Below are 16,681 nucleotides of genomic sequence, written 5' to 3'. Positions count from 1 at the left end.
GACAGGGCTACGCGCCCCGCCTCCTGGCATGACTCGCCCCGCCCGGGGGCACCTCTGTGCCAGCATGGCCAAGGCACCGACATTTCCACAGTCAACGTCACAGGCATCTCCACCAGCGGTACACCCAAGGGGGAGTGGATGTACGGCACCGACCGCCGACCGGCCCGGACGCCCCGCGCGCGCAGGCGCAGGACCGCCCTCGCGGTGACGGCCGTACTGCTCGCCCTGCCCGGCTGCTCCGGCGCCTCCGACGACGAGAGCGACGCCGGCGACCAGCAGCGGGCCGCCGCCGTCTCCCCGCCCTCCCAGCAGCCCAAGGACCGCTCCCCGTTCTGGGTGAACCCCGACGGCACCGCCGCCCGCGAGGCCGTACGGCTCGGCAAGGACGGCCGGCAGCAGGAGGCGCAGCTCCTCCAGCGCATCGCCCGGCAGCCCGTCGCCGAGTGGATCGGCCCGGACAACCCCGAGGGCCAGACCCGCGGCTTCACCGAGGCCGCCGCCAAGGCCGACCGCGACGCCTTGCTGGTCCTCTACAACATCCCGCACCGCGACTGCGGCCAGTACTCCCAGGGCGGCGCCGCCGACGGCAACGCCTACCGCTCCTGGCTCGACCAGGCCGTCGCCGGCATCGGCGACCGCGCCGCGACCATCGTCCTCGAACCCGACGCCCTCCCCCACATGGAGGACGGCTGCACCCCGCGCCAGTTCCACGAGGAGCGGTACGCGCTGCTCAAGGAGGCCGTCGGCAAGCTCAAGGCCCTGCCCCGCACCAAGGTCTACCTCGACGCCGGCAACCCCAGCTGGGTGACGCCCGCGGACCGCATGGCCGAGCCGCTGCGCCGCGCCGGCATCGACCAGGCCGACGGCTTCGCCCTCAACGTCTCCAACTTCCAGACCACCAAGGCCAGCAAGGACTACGGGCACCGGCTGTCCGGCCTGCTGGGCGGCAAGCACTTCGTCATCGACACCAGCCGCAACGGCAACGGGCCCCTGTCCGGTGGCGGCGCCGACCACGAGAAGGCGTGGTGCAACCCCGCCGGCCGCGCGCTCGGCGAGCCCCCGACCATCCGGACCGGGGACCGCCTCGTCGACGCCTTCCTGTGGATCAAACGGCCGGGGGAGTCCGACGGTTCCTGCCAGGGCGGCCCGGACGCGGGCCAGTGGTGGGAGAAGTACGCCCTCGAACTCGCCCGCAACAGCGGCTGAGCGCACCCCGGCCCGCCCTCAGCGCGCCCCTACCGCGCCCTCACCGCAGGTCCTCCGCCACCGGCACCTTCACCCACACCGCCTCCGACGGCGTGCCCTTCCGGTCGACCACGGTGAGCATGTACCAGCCGGGCGGCACCAGCGACGGGTCCTTCGGCAGGGTCAGCGTCACGCGCCCGTCCTGCGCCACCTTCATGTCCAGGGCGATCGACCGTTGTTCGACGTTGGTGACGTGGGTGAAGGACCCCGGCCGGATCAGCCGGGCGCGCGCCAGCGGCTCGGCCGACTGGACCGTGTACGTCGTGTCCCCGCCCAGCGCCACGGTCCTCGGCGTGCCGTCCTTGATCTCAGGCCGGTCCTCGCGGAACAGGTAGGGCGGGCTGTACAGGTCGATCTGCTGCTGGAACGTGCCCATGCGGGTGTTGTCCTTGTCGGCGAAGAGCGAGTCCGAGCCGAAGGTCATCACCCGGCCGTCGGGCAGCAGCAGCGCCCCCGAGTGGTAGTTGCGGCCGACCAGCGGGTCGGCGACCGGGCGGGTGCTGTCGTCCCGGGCGTCGAACAGCTCGGCGCGCAGCACGTTGGAGTCGCTGCGGCCGCGGTAGTCGCCCGAGCCGTTGGTGGTCAGCACGGTGTCGTCGGGCAGGATCACGCTGCTGGGGTAGCGGACCTTGGCGTAGAGGTCCGGCCCGTCCCGGAAGCGGGGTTCCTCGTCGTGCAGGTCGACGATGCGGGTACGGGCCGTGGACCTGCGGTCCTCGCCGACCCCGCCGCCGCCCAGCACCATGTAGCGCTGCTCCTGCGCGGGCGGCAGCAGCACGGACATCGACGTCTCCAGCAGGTCGGGGTCGCCGATGCCCGGCACCTCGGTGAACTCGTTGCTCTCCACGTCCCAGACGCCCGGCACCCGGCCGCGGTCGGCGGGGCCGTAGCCGGCGTTGGAACCGGTGTAGAAGATCTTGCCGCCGTCGGTGAGGAACAGCGCCGGGTAGGTGGGGAAGAACCGTTCCTTGGGCAGGTAGCTCCAGCGCTTCGTGGCCGGGTCGTAGACCTCGTTCTTGCCGGGGACGACCTGCCCGATCTCGTCGAGCCCGGAGACCGACAGGATGCGGCCGTCCTGGAGCATGGTCAGCGTCGGGTACCAGCGGGCCTCCTCCATGGGGTCGACGGTGATGTAGCGCTCGGCCACGGGGTCGAACTCGTAGGCGTCGCGGATGCCCTGGAAGTCCTTCTTGTCGAACGACAGCTTGTTGGCGATGCCGTAGACGTTGCGGGCGTCGTCGCCGGTGAGGCCGTCCACGCGGTAGTTGTCGGTGGTGCCGGTCTCGTGCTCGCGGCCCTTCTCCAGCGCCTCGACGTACACGCGGGCGGTGCTGGCGGTGACGCGCACGTCGGCGCCCTCGCCGGTCTTCCGGGCGCGCGGCACGAGCAGCGCGTCCTTCGACTCGAACGTCTTGCCGTTGGACCTGCCGGTGAAGCGGGTGCCCGCGGGCAGGGTCACCGGTTTGTCGGGGTCCTCGTTGTGGACGACCATCAGCCCGCCGGCCTTGGTGATGTCGCCCTCCAGCTTCTCGTAGCGCTGGGTGCCGCCGGCCACGAGCAGCTTGCCGTCGGCGAGCTGGGCGTGGCCGGCGCAGAAGAGGTCCTTGGGGGTGGGGATGTTCTTGAAGGTGTTCTTCACCGGGTCCCACAGGACCGTGCGGAACGACTTGGCCTTGAAGTTCTTGGCGTTGTTGCCGGAGCCGGCGACCAGCAGCACCTTGCCCGTGTGCAGGAGGGCGGCGTGGATGGTGTTGATCCGGTACTGCCGGGGCACGTCGACGACCGCCCAGTGGCCGTTGCGCTCCTTGTACGAGTCCCGGTTGATCGCGTACTCGTGGTACTGGCCGGCGGCGTACCCCCACAGCGCGGGCCCGTTCATCGCGGCGAGCACGAGCGACACGCCCGCGCCCACGGCCAGCCGCCGGGTGCGCCGGCTCGGCCGGAACCGCCCGGCCCAGCGGGCTCTCCGCTCCGCGCTCACCGGGCCTCCTCCGGTCGCGGGGCGAGCGGCCGCCGGGCGCGGTGCTCGGTCCAGGCCCAGGCGACGACCGGCGCGACGGTGATCAGCAGTGCCAGCGTGGCCCAGGTGCGCATGGCCACGTGGGTGTGGCCGAGGACGAACGAGGCGACGAGCGAGCCCCCGAAGACCACGAAGAAGAACAGGTGGATGCGGAAGGTGCCGAACAGGGTGTCGGGGCTGGCCGAGTCGCCCTTGGGGGTGACCACGAAGCGGCTCTTGCGGCGCAGCACGGCGTCCATCAGCGAGCGGGCGTAGATGGGTGCGGAGAGGGCCGACATCACCATGCCGGCGAGGCCCCCGGACCCCTCGGGTTCGTGCGGTGAGACGTTGTGCCGGCGGTTCCAGATGTAGAGGCCGATCTGCAGGGCGGCCGCGTCGCTGTAGAGCATCATCCAGATCTCGGAGTCGATCTGGATGCCGGAGGCGCCCAGGCCCAGGAAGAGGGCGCAGCTGAGGGCGCCGAGCATCCAGTTGATCGCCGTCATCGGGTAGTAGATGACCATCAGCGTGTAGTTGAGGAAGGGGCCGGGCGGGAGGCTGAAGGGCGCCTTCCAGTACTGCTTGAGGATGGTCTCGTACGTGCCGCGGGACCAGCGCAGCTGCTGGGTGAAGAAGTCCGTCCAGGCGCCGGGGCCCTCGCCGACGGCGAGCACGTCGGGCGTGTAGACCGAGCGCCAGCGCCGGCCGGTGCCGGGGTTGCGGTGGCGGTGCAGCTCGAAGCCGGTGGCCATGTCCTCGGTGATCGAGTCGTAGAGGCCGCCGATGCTCTTCAGGGCGCTGATGCGGACGGCGTTGTTGGTGCCGACGAACATGGGGGTGCCGTAGCGGTTGCCGGCGCGCTGGATGAGGGCGTGGAAGAGGAACTGCTGGCTCTCGGCGGCCTTGGTGACCGCCGCGTCGTAGTTCCCGTACACCTGGGGTCCAACGACAAAAGCGACATCCGGGTCACGGAAGTAACCGAGCATGCGCTCGAGGAAGTTCGGCAGCGGTACGTGGTCGGTGTCGACGGAGGCGAAGAAGTCGTAGTCGTCGCCGTGCGCGTCGAGCCAGGCGTTGTAGTTGCCGTGCTTGGTGCGGGCGCGGTGCGGGCCGGTGGGCCGGTTCCACTTCTCGACGCCCTTGCGGGTGAAGTGGCGCACGCCCAGGCGGGCGCAGACGGCCCTGGCCTCCGGGTCGTCGCCCTCGTCCAGCAGCCAGACGTCGACGGGGCCGCGGTGGCGGACCCGGACGGCGGCCTCCAGCGTGCGGGTGACCATGTCCAGCGGTTCCTTGCCGGGCACGTAGGAGGTGAGGAAGGCGACCCGGGTGCCGCTCTCGGGCACGACCGGTATCGGGTCGCGGGCGACGAGGGTGGCGTGCGCGTTCGACGTGACGTTGAGCGTGCGGAACAGCTCGATCAGCCCGATGGAGACCAGCATCACGACGTCCAGGGCCCGCAGCCACCCCGGTGCGTCGTCGCGCCGCGTCCAGTGGGCGGGCTGCATCAGCCAGATCAGCAGGCCCAGCGAGACCACGGGGGCGGCGCCCAGCAGCAGGGCGGCCCGGATGCGGTGCGGCTCGTCGGCCAGGAGGCTGCGGTATCGGACACGGTACGGGCCGGCGCCCGGCGGCCCCGGGTCGGTGAGCGGCCCGGCGAGCCGGCTGTAGTGCTCGTAGTCGTAGCGGGGCAGGGGTCTGCGGGGGTGCGGGGCGGGGGCGGGTCTGCGCGGCCCGCGCGCCGGGACCTGCGCCGGGACGTGCCCCGGGCCGTGCGGCCGGGCGCGCGCGCCGGGCGGGCGCGGGCCGCCGCCGGGCCGCGCGGGGCCGGGCCCCGACGGATCACGGGTCTGCTGCCGGGCGTCGGCAGGCATGGACGTCATGACTCATTCCCCCCGCACGCGAACGCACTGCGTGTGTATGGCGGTGCACGATCCCGCAGGCCCCCCTCCGGCCGTGCGGGCACGCCGGTGCCGGCTCCCTCCGGCACCACCCAACTCACTGGCCACACCGTGACATTGGGTGCAGCGTGCGGTTCAGGATCTCGGACCGCGGCTCATGATCGCAAGGGTGAAACAAGGAGTTTACCGGGCAAAGCGGTACGTCGAACGAAGACGTCTGTGAATGTGGCGCAAGTGGTCAGAATCGGCACAGTAGCGGCAGTCTGCCGAGCGCTTGTCTGTTCGTATCACTCCGGGAACGACTCAGGGCTCCTCACCGAAGTGAGGAGCCCTGAGTCTCGCGTGCGCCGCCAGGGACTCGAACCCCGGACCCGCTGATTAAGAGTCAGCTGCTCTAACCAACTGAGCTAGCGGCGCCTGCTGACAGAGAAAACTCTACCCGACGCCGGAGGGTGCTCCTGACCACCCCGCCTCCACGCCCGCCCGCCGGCGGGCGGGCACCGGCCACCCGGCCGGCCGCCCTCCGGTCGCCAGGACGCCCGGAATGCCCTTAGATGGGTGGACGACCCCTACCGTGGGTCATCGCCGTGCGACGTGACGTCGCCCTCGGTCGCCGCACACCGCGCTCCGCACCTCCGGAGAACCGTCCGGAAAGTCGTCCGGAAAATCGCCGGAACAGGAGCCGGATCAGCAAGGAAACCGGCGAAAGGCGAGAGAGATGCCCGAAGACATACCCGAGACCGGCCGCCGGCGCGCCCTGTGCGGGGCCCTGCTGGCGCTCATGGGAACGGCCGTCATCGCGACCCCGGGCGCCGCGGCCGCCGCGGTGCGCCCCGGTGCCGGGGTCGCGGCCTCCGCCCGCCCCCGCCCCGGGCCCGCCGTGAACTACGCCCTGCGGCACGTGGGCGACCCCTACGTGTACGGCGGCACCGGCCCCCGGCGCTGGGACTGCTCCGGGCTCGTGCAGCAGGCGTACCGCCGGGCCGGCGTCCGGCTGCCACGGCTGGCCGCCGACCAGTACCGCGCCACACGCCGCATACCGCGGGCCTCGCTGCGCCGCGGGGACCTGGTCTTCTGGTCGAGCGACGGCGCGGCCTCCGGGGTGCATCACGTGGCCATCTACCTGGGGGGAGGCCGGTACGTGGAGGCGGCGCACGGCGGTACGCGGGTGCGCGTCTCGTCCTTCAAGCGCTACGACGCGCACATGTACGGCCGGGTCGGCAAGAAGTGAGCCCCGGGCGGACGGCTGCCCCTCCGTAGCCGGTATTTGTGAACTGTGTTTGGCCTGGACATGACGAATCCGTGAGGGCTAGCCTCAAGGTGGCCGTATTTGGTCTAGACCTGGCGGCCCCCACGTCTCAGAACCCCCCACGTTCTCGAGGAGTGCATGTCCATGCGCAGAAAGATCGGCGCGGCGGTCATCGGCTTATCCGCCGCGTGTCTCACCCTCGTCCCGGCCGGCGGCGCCGCCGGCCACGGCTACACCGACACACCCACCAGCCGCCAGGTGTTCTGCGCCCAGGGCGCCGTCACCGACTGCGGCGAGATCCAGTGGGAGCCCCAGTCCGTCGAGGGCCCCAAGGGCTTCCCGTCCCACGGCCCCTCCGACGGCACCCTGTGCGCCGGCGGCAACAGCCGCTTCGCCGAGCTCGACGACCCGCGCGGCGGCGCATGGCCGGCCACCCGGGTCGCCGCCGGGCAGAACTACACGTTCCGCTGGCGGCTCACGGCCCGGCACGCCACCACGGACTTCCGCTACTACCTCACCAACGACAGGTACCGGCCCGACCGGCCGCTCACCCGGGCGGACCTCGACCTCACGCCGTTCCTGACCGTCCCCTACAACGGCCGGATCCCCGACGCCACCGTCAGCCACCAGGGCAGGCTGCCCGCCGGGAAGACCGGCCGGCAGATGATCCTCGCCGTGTGGACGATCGCCGACACCGGCAACGCGTTCTACGCCTGCTCCGACGTCGAGTTCTGACGCCGTCCGCCGCCGGGCCCGGGCCGTGGAGCCCTGGCCCGACGGCCCGATCAGCGGTCGCCGGACTCCGGCGCGGCGTCCCCGCCGGCCGGCCCGGGGCCGCGCCGGAACGCCACCCACGCCAGCACCCCGGCCACCCCCAGCGCGACCACCGCCAGCAGGACCTCGTCGGGCACCGCCCGGCCGGCGCGGGCGGCCCACTCCTCCAGGCGGAACTCCTGGTCGGCGTCGAGCAGCCCCGGCAGGCCGGTCGTCCCGTCGTAGCGCAGGAACAGCACCCCGATCGCGACGAAGAACAGCCCCGAGACCAGCGACGTGGTGTGCAGCCGCAGCCGGCCCAGCCGCAGCTCGCGGCCGCGCAGCCAGCCCCGGCTGCCGAGCCGGAACCGGTCCCACAGCAGCGCCAGCACGAACAGCGGCAGCGCCATGCCCAGGGCGTAGACGGCCAGCATCGACGCGCCGTGCACGGGGTTGCCGTCCAGCGCCGTCACCGTGAGCACCGCGCCGAGGATCGGCCCGGCGCAGAAGCCCGCCAGTCCGTAGACGCAGCCCAGCAGGAACGTCGAGGCGGCGGTGCGCGGCGTGATCCGCCCGGCGGCCGCCTGGGCGCGCCGCGAGGCGAAGCCCAGCCCGCCTATCTGGGCCAGGCCCAGCGCGATCACCAGCCAGCCGCCGGCCGTCACCAGCAGCTCGCGGTGGCCGTTGAACAGCCGGCTCGCGGCCGTGGAGGCGACGCCGAGCGGGACGAGGGTGGTGGCGAGCCCCGCGTAGAAGACGCCGGTGCGGAGCAGCAGCCGGCCGGCGCCGGTCAGCGAGTAGGCGAAGAACGCCGGCAGCAGCAGGGCGCTGCACGGGCTCACCAGGGCGAGGACGCCGCCGAGGAAGGCGGCCAGGTAGCCGATGCCGCTCACTGGCCGGCCGCCTTCACCGCCTTGGCCTGCGCGATGGCGGCCTCGAACTCCTTCAGCGGCTGGGCGCCGGCCAGGGGCTTGCCGCCGACGAGGAAGGAGGGCGTGCTGCGGACCTGGAGGGCGTAGCCCTCCTCCTGGTCCTTCTTGACGGCCTCCTCGGCCTCGGTGCTGTTCAGGTCGGCGCGGAACCGGTCGAGGTCGGTGACGCCGGCGGTGCGGGCGAGGTCGGCGAGCTTGTCCTCGGCGAGGGCGTCGCCCTTGCGGAGCTTGGCGAAGAGCTCGTCGTTGAAGGGCCAGAAGCGGCCCTGCCGGCCGGCGGCCCAGGAGGCGCGGGCGGCCCGCTCGGAGTCCTTGCCGAAGATCGGGAAGTTGCGGAACTCGATGCGCAGCACGCCCGCGTCGACGTACTTCTTGATCAGCTCGGGCTTGGTCTCACGGGTGAAGCGGCCGCAGAAGGAGCACTGGTAGTCGGCGTACTCGACGAGCACCACGGGCGCGTCGGCGCGGCCGAGGGCCATCGGGTCGCCGTCCTTGCGGCGGCTGGTGGCCTTCTCGATGCGGTCGTACGCGGCCTGGTTCGGGTCGAAGGCGGGCTCGTCGGCGGCGGTGGCGGCACGGTCGCCGCCGGAGCCGCCGGAGCCCCGGCCGATGGCGATGCCGGCGGCGACGAGCGCCACGACGAGGGCGAGCACCGCGCCGGCCGCGGCGATGCGGCGGCCCGGCGTGCTGAGGGCGGAAGGGCGTGCGGACATGGAGGGGTCTCCCGGGTCGTACGGATCTGGGCATGCCGGAGCACGGCCCGGCGCGGGGCGGGCCGTGGTGGGCGGTGTCTAGATCCGCAGGACGGGGAGGAGCTCGGCGCAGCCGGCGACGGGTATGGGCGGGGCCCGGGGCGGGACGGCGCGCGGCACCGCGGCCCGGGGCGTTGCCGTACGGGACGGGGCGGGGCCGGTGAGGGGGTCGCCGGTGGCGTGGGCCACGGCGGGTTCGGCGTCCTTCAGGGGGACGTCCTGCTGGCGGCAGCTGCCGCCGCTGCCGGCCGTGCCGCCGGGGGCGTCCGCGCGCGGGTGGTCCTCGGCGACCCGGCTGCCGGCCTGTGCGGCGGCGGCCGTGACGGGGGAGGAGGCGGTGGCGGCGGAAGGAGCGGCGGTGCCGGAGACGGCCGGGCCTCCGGCGAGGAAGGGGGCCAGGACGACGGCGAGGAGCAGCAGGAGCACGGCGGCGGCCGACGGGCGGCGGCGTCGCATGATCCGCTCCTCCTTCCCACGGTGGTCTTCCCGGCCCTTCGGGGGCGGGCCCTCTGACGACGAAGGCCCCCACCATAGGTGAGGGCCTTCGCCTGTCTGTGCGCCGCCAGGGACTCGAACCCCGGACCCGCTGATTAAGAGTCAGCTGCTCTAACCAACTGAGCTAGCGGCGCCCGCTGACAGAGAAAACTCTACCTGATCCGCAGGGGTGCTCCGAACCACCGGTCACTCCGGCCCCTCGCGCCCCTCGGGCGCGCCCCTGGACACGCCCCGGGCCGTGGCCCTAGAGCACCAGGGTGAGCAGCATCGGGGCGGCGTGCCGGTTGAGGGCCTCGGCGGCCTGCCGCAGCCGGTGGGCGTGGCCGACGGGCAGCGACAGGGCGAGCGAGCCCGCCGCCCGCCCCACGGTGACCGGCACCGCCGCGCAGACGGTGCCCACCGCGTACTCCTGGAGGTCGAGCACCGGCACCCCGGCGGGCTGGGCGTCGAGCTCGCGGAACAGCGCCTTCTCGTTGGTGATCGTGCGCGAGGTGAGGCGGGCGGTGCGGTGCCGGGACAGGTGGTCGCGGCGGCCGTCCTGGTCGAGCTGGGTGAGCAGGCACTTGCCCAGCGCCATGGCGTGGCCGGCGGAGCGGAAGTCCACCCACTCGTTGACCTTGGGCGTGCCGGGCCCGTCCGCGTACTGCGTGATCTGTATCTCGCCGTCGACGTAGCGGCTGAGGTAGACGGCGGCGCCCACGGTGTCGCGCAGGACGTCCAGCGAGCGCTGGAGCTTGCGCGCGAGTGCCCGGCGCCGGTCGCCGGCGGAGCTCAGCCGGGCCAGGGCGTCCCCGGACACGTAGCCGCCGTCGCCGGTGCGCTCCACGTACTCCTCGCGGCACAGCATCCGCAGCAGGTGGCCGAGGTGGGCCGGGGGCAGGCCGGTCTCCCGGGCGATCTGCTCCTCGCTCACACCGCCGGCGTACCGGGCGACCGCCTCCAGCGCGCGCAGGGCGTACTGCACGGAGTGGAACGGCGCGGTCGGCTCGGGCCTGAGCGCCACGGTCTTCCCCCCTCCCGTCGGGCCGTCTCCCTCGTTCTTGCTCGTTCTTCGACGTTCGTTCCTCGTCGTTCCCCGTCGTTCTGCCTGGTTCCACGATAAGCGCGAAACGGGCGGTGGCGAGAGGGCGTTGACGACATCCGGGCACGATCCGGGTCACCACCCCGGAAGATCCCCGGGGCGTTCACGGGGCATCCCCGAAAAACCCCGGGGCGCGCCCGGAATATACGGAGCCACTCTCCGGTTGCTGCGGTTGCTGCCCACCGGCAGCACCAGCCGCACAGCACACACACCAACCAGGGAGGCGGGCCACGGTGTCCGACGTTCGCGACCACTCCGTACGGGGCACGGCCCGGGGCACGGCCCCCGTGCCGCTGTCCGTGCTCGACCTCGCCACCGTCGGCAGCGGCCGCACCGCGCGGCAGGCGCTGGAGACCACGACGGAGCTGGCCCGGCTCGCGGAGCGCCGCGGCTTCCACCGCTTCTGGGTGGCCGAGCACCACTCCATGCCCGGCGTCGCCAGCTCCTCCCCGGCCGTGATCCTCGCCCACCTGGCCGCCCGCACCGAGCGCATCCGGCTCGGCTCGGGCGGCGTGATGCTGCCCAACCACGCCCCGCTGGTGATCGCCGAGCAGTTCGGCACGCTGGAGGCCCTGGCCCCCGGCCGCATCGACCTCGGGCTGGGGCGCGCACCCGGCACGGACGGCGCGACCGCCGCGGCCCTGCGCCGCCAGGACCACCTCCGCGAGGGCGCCGACGACTTTCCCGAGCAGCTCTCCGACCTCGTCCGCTTCCTGGACGACGACTTCCCCGACGGCCACCCCTTCGCCCGCATCCACGCCGTGCCCGGGCCCGTGCAGGGCCGCGTGCCCGGCGGCGTCCAGCGCGCCGACCGGCCCGCCATATGGCTGCTCGGCTCCTCCGGCTTCTCCGCCCGCCTGGCCGGGCTGCTGGGCCTGCCGTTCTCCTTCGCGCACCACTTCTCGTCGCAGAACACGCTGCCGGCGCTGGAGCTGTACCGGCAGTCCTTCCGCCCCTCCGAGGTCCTCGACCGCCCCTACGCCTCCATCGGCGTGCAGGCGCTCGCCGCCGACGACCCCGCCGAGGCGCGCCGCCAGGTGATGACCGGTGCCGTGGCGATGCTGCGGCTGCGCTCCGGCCGCCCCGGCCTCGTCCCCACCCCCGAGGAGGCCGAGGCGCACCCGCTGGCGGAGCACGAGCGCGAGTTCGTCGCCGACTGGCTGCGCCCCGTGATCTTCGGCTCGCCGGACGAGGTGCGGGCGGGCCTGGACGAGCTGGTGCGCCGCACGGGCGTGGACGAGCTGATGCTCACCAGCAACGCGCACGGCCCGCAGGTGCGGCTGCGCAGCCTGGAGCTGATCGCCGACGCGTACGGGATGTGACGCTTCCGGCCGTGGCGGGCGGCGTCACGGCCGGGCCCCCGTGCTGAGCAGCTCCGAGATGCGGTCGGCCGGGACGGGGCGGGAGTAGAACCAGCCCTGTCCCGTGTCGCAGCCGATGCGGCCCAGCCGCTCGGCCTGTTCCGCGCTCTCCACGCACTCCGCGGTGACGGTGAGGCCCAGCCGGTGCGCCAGCTGCACCAGGGCCTCGACGATCGTCTCGTCGGCGGGGTTGGGGTGGTGCTCGGTGCGGAAGCCGTGCACGAAGGAGCCGTCGAGCTTGAGCGTGGAGACCGGCAGCCGGCTGAGGTAGGCGAGGTTGGAGTAGCCGGTGCCGAAGTCGTCGATGGCGATGGCCACGCCCATCTCGCTGAGCGCCTGGAGCTGCTGGAGCGGCCGGCCGGCCGAGCCCATCACGGCCGATTCGGTGAGCTCCAGCTGGAGCAGGTGCGGCGGCAGCCCGGTCTCGGCGAGGATCTCGGCCACGTCCGCCACCAGGTCGGAGTCCCACACCTGGCGCACCGCCACGTTGACGCTGACGACGAGGGGTTCGTCCGGGTGGTCGAGCTGCCAGCGGCGGGCCTGGCGGCAGGCGGTGGCCAGCACCCAGCGGCCGAGCGGCACGATGGCGCCGGTCTCCTCGGCCAGCCCGATGAAGCGGTTCGGCGGCAACGTCCCGAACTGCGGGTGGTGCCAGCGCACCAGCGCCTCCACGCCCCGGACGATCCCGTCGCCCAGCCCGACCAGCGGCTGGTAGTGCAGGGCGAACTCCTCCCGATCGACGGCCGGCCGCAGGGTGCTGGAGAGGGCCTGACGGGTCATCCGGTGGGCGTTGCGCTCGGGGTCGAAGAGGGTCCAGCGGGCCTTGCCGTCGGCCTTGGCCCAGTACAGCGTGGTGTCGGCGGCCTGCATCAGCTCGGTGGCGTGGGTGCCGGCGGCGGGCCGTTCGACGACGCCGATGCTGGCCGAGACGGCCAGCCGCTGCCCGGCCACCTCGAACGGCTCCTGGAGCCGCTCCAGGACGGCGGTGGCCAGGTCGACCACCTGCCGGGTGCCCGTGGAGTCCTCCACCAGCAGCGCGAACTCGTCGCCGCCGAGCCGCGCCACGAGGTGGCCGCCCTCCGCCGCGCACTCGCTCAGGCGTCTGGCGACGGCGCCCAGCAGCCGGTCGCCGGCGCGGTGGCCCAGGGTGTCGTTGACGGCCTTGAAGCCGTCCAGGTCGAGGTAGCACAGCCCGACCCGGCCGGTGCCGCCGCGGCTGCGGGCCGTGGCGGCCGTGGCCAGGGCGGCGGCCAGGCGCTCGAAGAAGAGGCTGCGGTTGGGCAGATGGGTGACGGGGTCGTGCATGCGCAGATGGCGCAGCCGGGCCCGCAGCTCGCGCCGGTCGGTGATGTCCGTGACCGACAGGAGGGCGTCGTGCGTCTCGGGCAGCGGGGTGACCGTCACCTCCGCCCACACCCCTTGGCCGCCGGGCTGCTTGAGGCGGCGGGTGCAGTGCAGCCGGTCCCGGCGGCCGAGCAGGACCTCGCGGTAGGCGGTCCAGGTGCGGGAGTCCTCGCGCAGACCGGTGAACTCGGCGGCGGGCGCGTCGCGCAGCAGCTCGGGGTCGGTGCCCAGCAACGCGCCGAGGGCGTCGTTGGCGGTGCGTACGAGGCCGTCGCGGCCGACGACGGCCATCCCGAGGTGCGCGGCTCGGAAGGCAGCGCGGAATTCGTCCGACGTGACGTTACGTTGCGTGACGACTGGCGGCCCGGAACCGGGCGTGCCGCCCTTGCCGTCGAGTGTTCCGCTCAACGCTCGCTCCCGCGTGGCATGGGGTCCGCACGGAACCCGTGCGGCGGTGGGGTGACTCGTACGCGTGGTGGAAAAGACGGCAAATGGCCGTCTGTAGGGGGATTCCGTGCTGGAAGTGTGGCGAGCATAAAGCCCGCGCAGGGACCGTTCCAGCGGCCCGGCCGGGGGCCGGGCGGGTGCCGGCGGTGGTCCGACCGTTTCTGCGTGTTCCTGCGCGTTCGTGCGCGCTCATGCCGGGTGTCGCCTGACTGTTCTTCTCGACTGCCGTCCTCGATTGACCATATGTGACTCAGTGTGATGTACCCAGAAGTCTTATTGGTCACTCGACTGGGGTAGTGAAACGGGGCATATCACCGCAAATAACAAGAGGGTGGGTGAGGTCTCCCGATTCCGTCCCCGGAGGTCGACGTGGTGCGTCCGCTGACACCCATGGGAGTGGACCGGCCGCGTACGGGCCTGCTGCGCCGGCCCCGGCTCCGACGTGCCGGGGCGGTGCTCACCTGCCTCAGCGCGATCGCCACGACCGTGGTGGCCGCACCGGCGCACGCGGCGGGGCCCGGCGGCCCCTGCGCGCTGCCCCGCAGCGACGCACACCACTCCGAGGGGCTCGACAGCTGGAACCCCGACTACCCCCGGCCCCTCGGGCGGCTCGACGCCGTGATGATCTTCCTGTCCTTCCCCGACTCCAAGCCCCTGGTCACCCCCGGCCGGCTGGCCGCCGACCACTTCCCCGGCACCTCCCGCTTCTTCGAACGCGCCTCCTACGGCCGCTTCTCGCTGCGCGTCCACCCCCTCAAGCGGTGGTTCACCATGCCCAAGCCGTCGGGGGAGTACCACATACAGCGCGACTGGGACGGCGAACAGCGCTCCGCGTACCTGCGGGACGCCATCGCGGTCGCGGACCCGCACGTCGACTTCCGGCGCTACCAGCTCGTCTACCTCGTCGCGGACCCCGACGCGCCCGGCGTCGACTCCGACGCGACCAAGGTGGTCAACCTGGAGGAGCCCATCCGGACGGACGGCGCGGAGCTGAACCGCGTCGTCACCGTCTTCGAGCACCACCCGCCCGACCGCAACGTGCTCGCGCACGAGACCGGGCACGTGCTGGACCTGCCCGACCTCTACCACCGGCCCACCGACGGCAAGGGCGACTGGGACACGCACGTGGGCGACTGGGACCTCATGGGCAGCCAGTTCGGGCTGGCCTCCGAACCCTTCGCCTGGCACAAGTGGAAGCTGGGCTGGCTCTCCTCGCGCCAGGTCCGCTGCGTCAGCGCGCAGGGCAGCAGCGTGCACACCCTGCATCCGCTGGAGGCGCCCATGCGGCCGGGCGGCGACCCCCGCACCCGGCTGGTGGTCGTGCGCACCGGCGCGAGCAGCGCCGTCGCGCTGGAGGCGCGCTCCGCCACCGGCAACGACGCCGCCACCTGCACCGAGGGCGTGCTGGTCTACCGGGTGCGCAGCGACACCGCCTCCGGCAGCGGGCCGGTGCAGGTGCTCGACGGCCACCCCGGCACGCACGCGTGCTGGGGCGAGTCCGTCTACCCGCCGCTGGCGGACGCCCCGCTGGGCGTGGGCGAGTCCCTGGTCTCCACGCAGGACGGCGTACGGGTGGAGGTGGGCGGACGCACGCCGGCGGGCGGCTGGAACGTCCGGGTGAGCCGCGGCTGAGCAGCGGCGGGCGGACACGACGAAGGCCCCCACCGTACGGTGGGGGCCTTCGTCTGTCGGTGCGCCGCCAGGGACTCGAACCCCGGACCCGCTGATTAAGAGTCAGCTGCTCTAACCAACTGAGCTAGCGGCGCCTGCTGACGAAGAAGACTGTAGCACCCCGGTGGGGTGGAACGAAAATCCGCATGTTTCAGGGGCCCTCCGGGGTGGGTAGAACGGCAGATCGGGCCGTCGCGCGAACGGCCCGGACACAGGCCCACAGCAGTGCGTCCGCGCCCGGCAACCACGGGTGACGGCTCTCCGGTGCGATCAGCCACCGGGAGGCCGGCGGGCCCGGCTCCGCCCCCTCCGGCGGCGCGAACAGCGGGGGTACGGTCACGGCGTCGCCCGTCCCGTAGCAGAGCAGCGGCGGCGCGAGTCGGCCCTGCCGCGTCCACTCCTCCCAGCGCAGCAGCGCGGGCAGCCGCTGCGCCGTGCCCGGCGCCGCGAAGAGCAGCAGCCTGCCGCGCACCACGGCCACCGGGCCCGAGCCGGGGCCGGGCGCCGCCCACAGCCGGTCGAGGAGGGCCCGGCCGAAGAGGGCGGGGGCGTCGATCACGTCGAAGACCGTGCCGCAGGGAAGGACGACACCGGCCATCGGGTCCTCCGCCCACAGGGCGTGCACGGCGCGCGGCCGACGGTCGGCGGAGGCGAGCCAGTCGGCGCCCGCCAGGGGCACGGTCACGGCGGCCGCCGGCCGGGGCCGGGGCGGGGGCGGCGCGGACCGGCCGGTGCGGCGGGCGCGGTCGTGGTGGTGGTCGCGATCGCGGTCACGTTCGTGGTCGCGGTCGTGGCCGGAGCGCCCGGACCGGTCGGTGCGGGCGGCGCGGTCCGGACGGGGGGCGCAACGGGGTTCGTACGGCCGGGTGCTCATGGCTCCACGGTGGCCCTCCGCGGGAGCCCGTCCGGGGTCCTTCGGGGAATTCGGGACAGGGCCGTTCGCCGTGCGCTACCGTACGCGCCGCATATGCCAGCGGCGCGTGATCGGGCAGGGGAGGTCAGTCGACGGGGCTGCTGCCACGCTGCAGCTCACGGCCGAACTCGACCATCTTCTTCGCGTAGTCCTCGCTCCACTCGGCGCGCTCAGCGATCACCGCCGTCGGCAGTCTGTCGAAGCGCCGGGGATCGGCGAGCTGAGCCGCCGCCACCGCCTGGAACTCCGTCGCCCGGTCCGCGGCGGCCCGGAACGCCAGCGCCAGCTCCGTGGAGCGCGCCAGCAGCTCGCGCGGGTCCTCGATCTTCTCCAGGTCGAAGAAGTGCTCGGGGTCGGAGACGGCCTCGGGTGGCTCGAAGAGCAGCTGCGCAGGCTTCAGGCGCCGGGGAGCCTCGTCCCGGCCACCGGGAGCCTGCTTCGGCTCGCACATGTACATACCTCCAGAATCGTCTGCACCGTCATCCATTGTCCCGCCGTGCGCAAGTGCGCCCCGGCCCCACCGGGCGCACGATCACGCCCC

At 73.3% G+C, this 16,681-nt stretch carries 14 protein-coding genes and 3 tRNA genes; 5 read left to right on the top strand and 12 right to left on the bottom strand.

The genetic code is table 11. The features are described from left to right. Positions 1-138 precede the first annotated feature (138 nt). The gene (locus IE305_RS08770) at positions 139-1,206 is read left to right on the top strand and encodes a glycoside hydrolase family 6 protein (RefSeq protein ID WP_190128852.1); all 1,068 of its coding nucleotides are present in this window, start codon (positions 139-141) and stop codon (positions 1,204-1,206) included. Positions 1,207-1,246: 40 nt separating this feature from the next. Here IE305_RS08770 and glxA read toward each other — a convergent pair whose 3' ends face one another. The 3 genes from glxA to IE305_RS08755 all read right to left on the bottom strand — a co-directional run bounded on the left by glxA (position 1,247) and on the right by IE305_RS08755 (position 5,559). Beyond that, complete coding sequence (gene glxA, locus IE305_RS08765; protein WP_229890753.1) at positions 1,247-3,124, bottom strand: radical copper oxidase GlxA; 1,878 nt, start codon at positions 3,122-3,124, stop codon at positions 1,247-1,249. 98 nt (positions 3,125-3,222) lie between these two features. Then, entirely contained in the window at positions 3,223-5,124 is a 1,902-nt protein-coding gene (locus IE305_RS08760) for a glycosyltransferase family 2 protein (protein ID WP_190128851.1), read from the bottom strand. Positions 5,125-5,485: 361 nt separating this feature from the next. After that, positions 5,486-5,559, bottom strand: a tRNA-Lys gene (locus tag IE305_RS08755). A 301-nt stretch (positions 5,560-5,860) separates the two neighbouring features. Between IE305_RS08755 and IE305_RS08750 the strand changes: the two genes are divergently transcribed. Beyond that, complete coding sequence (locus tag IE305_RS08750) at positions 5,861-6,373, top strand: C40 family peptidase (RefSeq protein ID WP_190128850.1); 513 nt, start codon at positions 5,861-5,863, stop codon at positions 6,371-6,373. 162 nt (positions 6,374-6,535) lie between these two features. After that, on the top strand, positions 6,536-7,126 hold the full coding sequence (locus tag IE305_RS08745; RefSeq protein ID WP_190128849.1) for a lytic polysaccharide monooxygenase auxiliary activity family 9 protein: 591 nt from the start codon (positions 6,536-6,538) through the stop codon (positions 7,124-7,126). A 50-nt stretch (positions 7,127-7,176) separates the two neighbouring features. Here IE305_RS08745 and IE305_RS08740 read toward each other — a convergent pair whose 3' ends face one another. The 5 genes from IE305_RS08740 to IE305_RS08720 form a co-directional block, all read right to left on the bottom strand. Continuing rightward, entirely contained in the window at positions 7,177-8,037 is an 861-nt protein-coding gene (locus tag IE305_RS08740) for a cytochrome c biogenesis CcdA family protein (protein ID WP_190128848.1), read from the bottom strand. Continuing rightward, positions 8,034-8,789 carry a DsbA family protein gene (locus IE305_RS08735; RefSeq protein WP_190128847.1) on the bottom strand — a complete coding sequence of 252 codons (756 nt, stop codon included), beginning with the start codon at positions 8,787-8,789 and terminating at the stop codon, positions 8,034-8,036. The genes IE305_RS08740 and IE305_RS08735 overlap by 4 nt, the downstream gene beginning before the upstream one ends. A 78-nt stretch (positions 8,790-8,867) precedes the next feature. After that, on the bottom strand, positions 8,868-9,284 hold the full coding sequence (locus IE305_RS08730; RefSeq protein WP_190128846.1) for a hypothetical protein: 417 nt from the start codon (positions 9,282-9,284) through the stop codon (positions 8,868-8,870). 99 nt (positions 9,285-9,383) lie between these two features. Further along, positions 9,384-9,457, bottom strand: a tRNA-Lys gene (locus tag IE305_RS08725). 110 nt (positions 9,458-9,567) lie between these two features. After that, positions 9,568-10,326, bottom strand: coding sequence for an IclR family transcriptional regulator (locus tag IE305_RS08720; protein WP_190128845.1), 759 nt, complete (start codon positions 10,324-10,326; stop codon positions 9,568-9,570). Between the two features lie 311 nt (positions 10,327-10,637). On the opposite strand from IE305_RS08720, the gene IE305_RS08715 reads away from it, so the two are divergent. Beyond that, positions 10,638-11,726, top strand: a complete 1,089-nt coding sequence (locus IE305_RS08715) for an LLM class flavin-dependent oxidoreductase (RefSeq protein WP_190128844.1) — start codon at positions 10,638-10,640, stop codon at positions 11,724-11,726. A gap of 24 nt (positions 11,727-11,750) precedes the next feature. On the opposite strand, the gene IE305_RS08710 is transcribed toward IE305_RS08715, so the two are convergent. After that, on the bottom strand, positions 11,751-13,517 hold the full coding sequence (locus tag IE305_RS08710; RefSeq protein ID WP_190128843.1) for a putative bifunctional diguanylate cyclase/phosphodiesterase: 1,767 nt from the start codon (positions 13,515-13,517) through the stop codon (positions 11,751-11,753). A gap of 429 nt (positions 13,518-13,946) precedes the next feature. On the opposite strand from IE305_RS08710, the gene IE305_RS08705 reads away from it, so the two are divergent. Then, complete coding sequence (locus IE305_RS08705; protein ID WP_190128842.1) at positions 13,947-15,188, top strand: M6 family metalloprotease domain-containing protein; 1,242 nt, start codon at positions 13,947-13,949, stop codon at positions 15,186-15,188. Between the two features lie 60 nt (positions 15,189-15,248). Here the strand turns inward: IE305_RS08705 and IE305_RS08700 are convergent. From IE305_RS08700 to IE305_RS08690, 3 genes are all read right to left on the bottom strand, one after another. After that, positions 15,249-15,322: transfer RNA gene (locus IE305_RS08700), tRNA-Lys, on the bottom strand. 56 nt (positions 15,323-15,378) lie between these two features. Further along, entirely contained in the window at positions 15,379-16,101 is a 723-nt protein-coding gene (locus tag IE305_RS08695) for a bifunctional DNA primase/polymerase (RefSeq protein WP_190128841.1), read from the bottom strand. 124 nt (positions 16,102-16,225) lie between these two features. After that, the gene (locus IE305_RS08690) at positions 16,226-16,591 is read right to left on the bottom strand and encodes a DUF8844 domain-containing protein (protein WP_308440234.1); all 366 of its coding nucleotides are present in this window, start codon (positions 16,589-16,591) and stop codon (positions 16,226-16,228) included. Positions 16,592-16,681 lie beyond the last annotated feature (90 nt).

Source organism: Streptomyces mashuensis (genome assembly GCF_014654785.1).
GTDB classification, from domain to species: Bacteria; Actinomycetota; Actinomycetes; order Streptomycetales; family Streptomycetaceae; genus Streptomyces; species Streptomyces mashuensis.
Note: the sequence above shows the minus strand (reverse complement) of the source record. Positions and strands in the feature narration are given on the sequence as shown.

Excerpts from the sequence above, each read along its gene's own strand:
- IE305_RS08770 (WP_190128852.1), top strand. The coding sequence starts at position 139 with ATGTACGGCACCGACCGCCGACCGGCCCGGACGCCCCGCGCGCGCAGG.
- glxA (WP_229890753.1), bottom strand. The coding sequence starts at position 3,124 with ATGAACGGGCCCGCGCTGTGGGGGTACGCCGCCGGCCAGTACCACGAG.
- IE305_RS08760 (WP_190128851.1), bottom strand. The coding sequence starts at position 5,124 with ATGACGTCCATGCCTGCCGACGCCCGGCAGCAGACCCGTGATCCGTCG.
- IE305_RS08750 (WP_190128850.1), top strand. The coding sequence starts at position 5,861 with ATGCCCGAAGACATACCCGAGACCGGCCGCCGGCGCGCCCTGTGCGGG.
- IE305_RS08745 (WP_190128849.1), top strand. The coding sequence starts at position 6,536 with ATGCGCAGAAAGATCGGCGCGGCGGTCATCGGCTTATCCGCCGCGTGT.
- IE305_RS08735 (WP_190128847.1), bottom strand. The coding sequence starts at position 8,789 with ATGTCCGCACGCCCTTCCGCCCTCAGCACGCCGGGCCGCCGCATCGCC.
- IE305_RS08730 (WP_190128846.1), bottom strand. The coding sequence starts at position 9,284 with ATGCGACGCCGCCGCCCGTCGGCCGCCGCCGTGCTCCTGCTGCTCCTC.
- IE305_RS08705 (WP_190128842.1), top strand. The coding sequence starts at position 13,947 with ATGGGAGTGGACCGGCCGCGTACGGGCCTGCTGCGCCGGCCCCGGCTC.
- IE305_RS08695 (WP_190128841.1), bottom strand. The coding sequence starts at position 16,101 with ATGAGCACCCGGCCGTACGAACCCCGTTGCGCCCCCCGTCCGGACCGC.
- IE305_RS08690 (WP_308440234.1), bottom strand. The coding sequence starts at position 16,591 with ATGTGCGAGCCGAAGCAGGCTCCCGGTGGCCGGGACGAGGCTCCCCGG.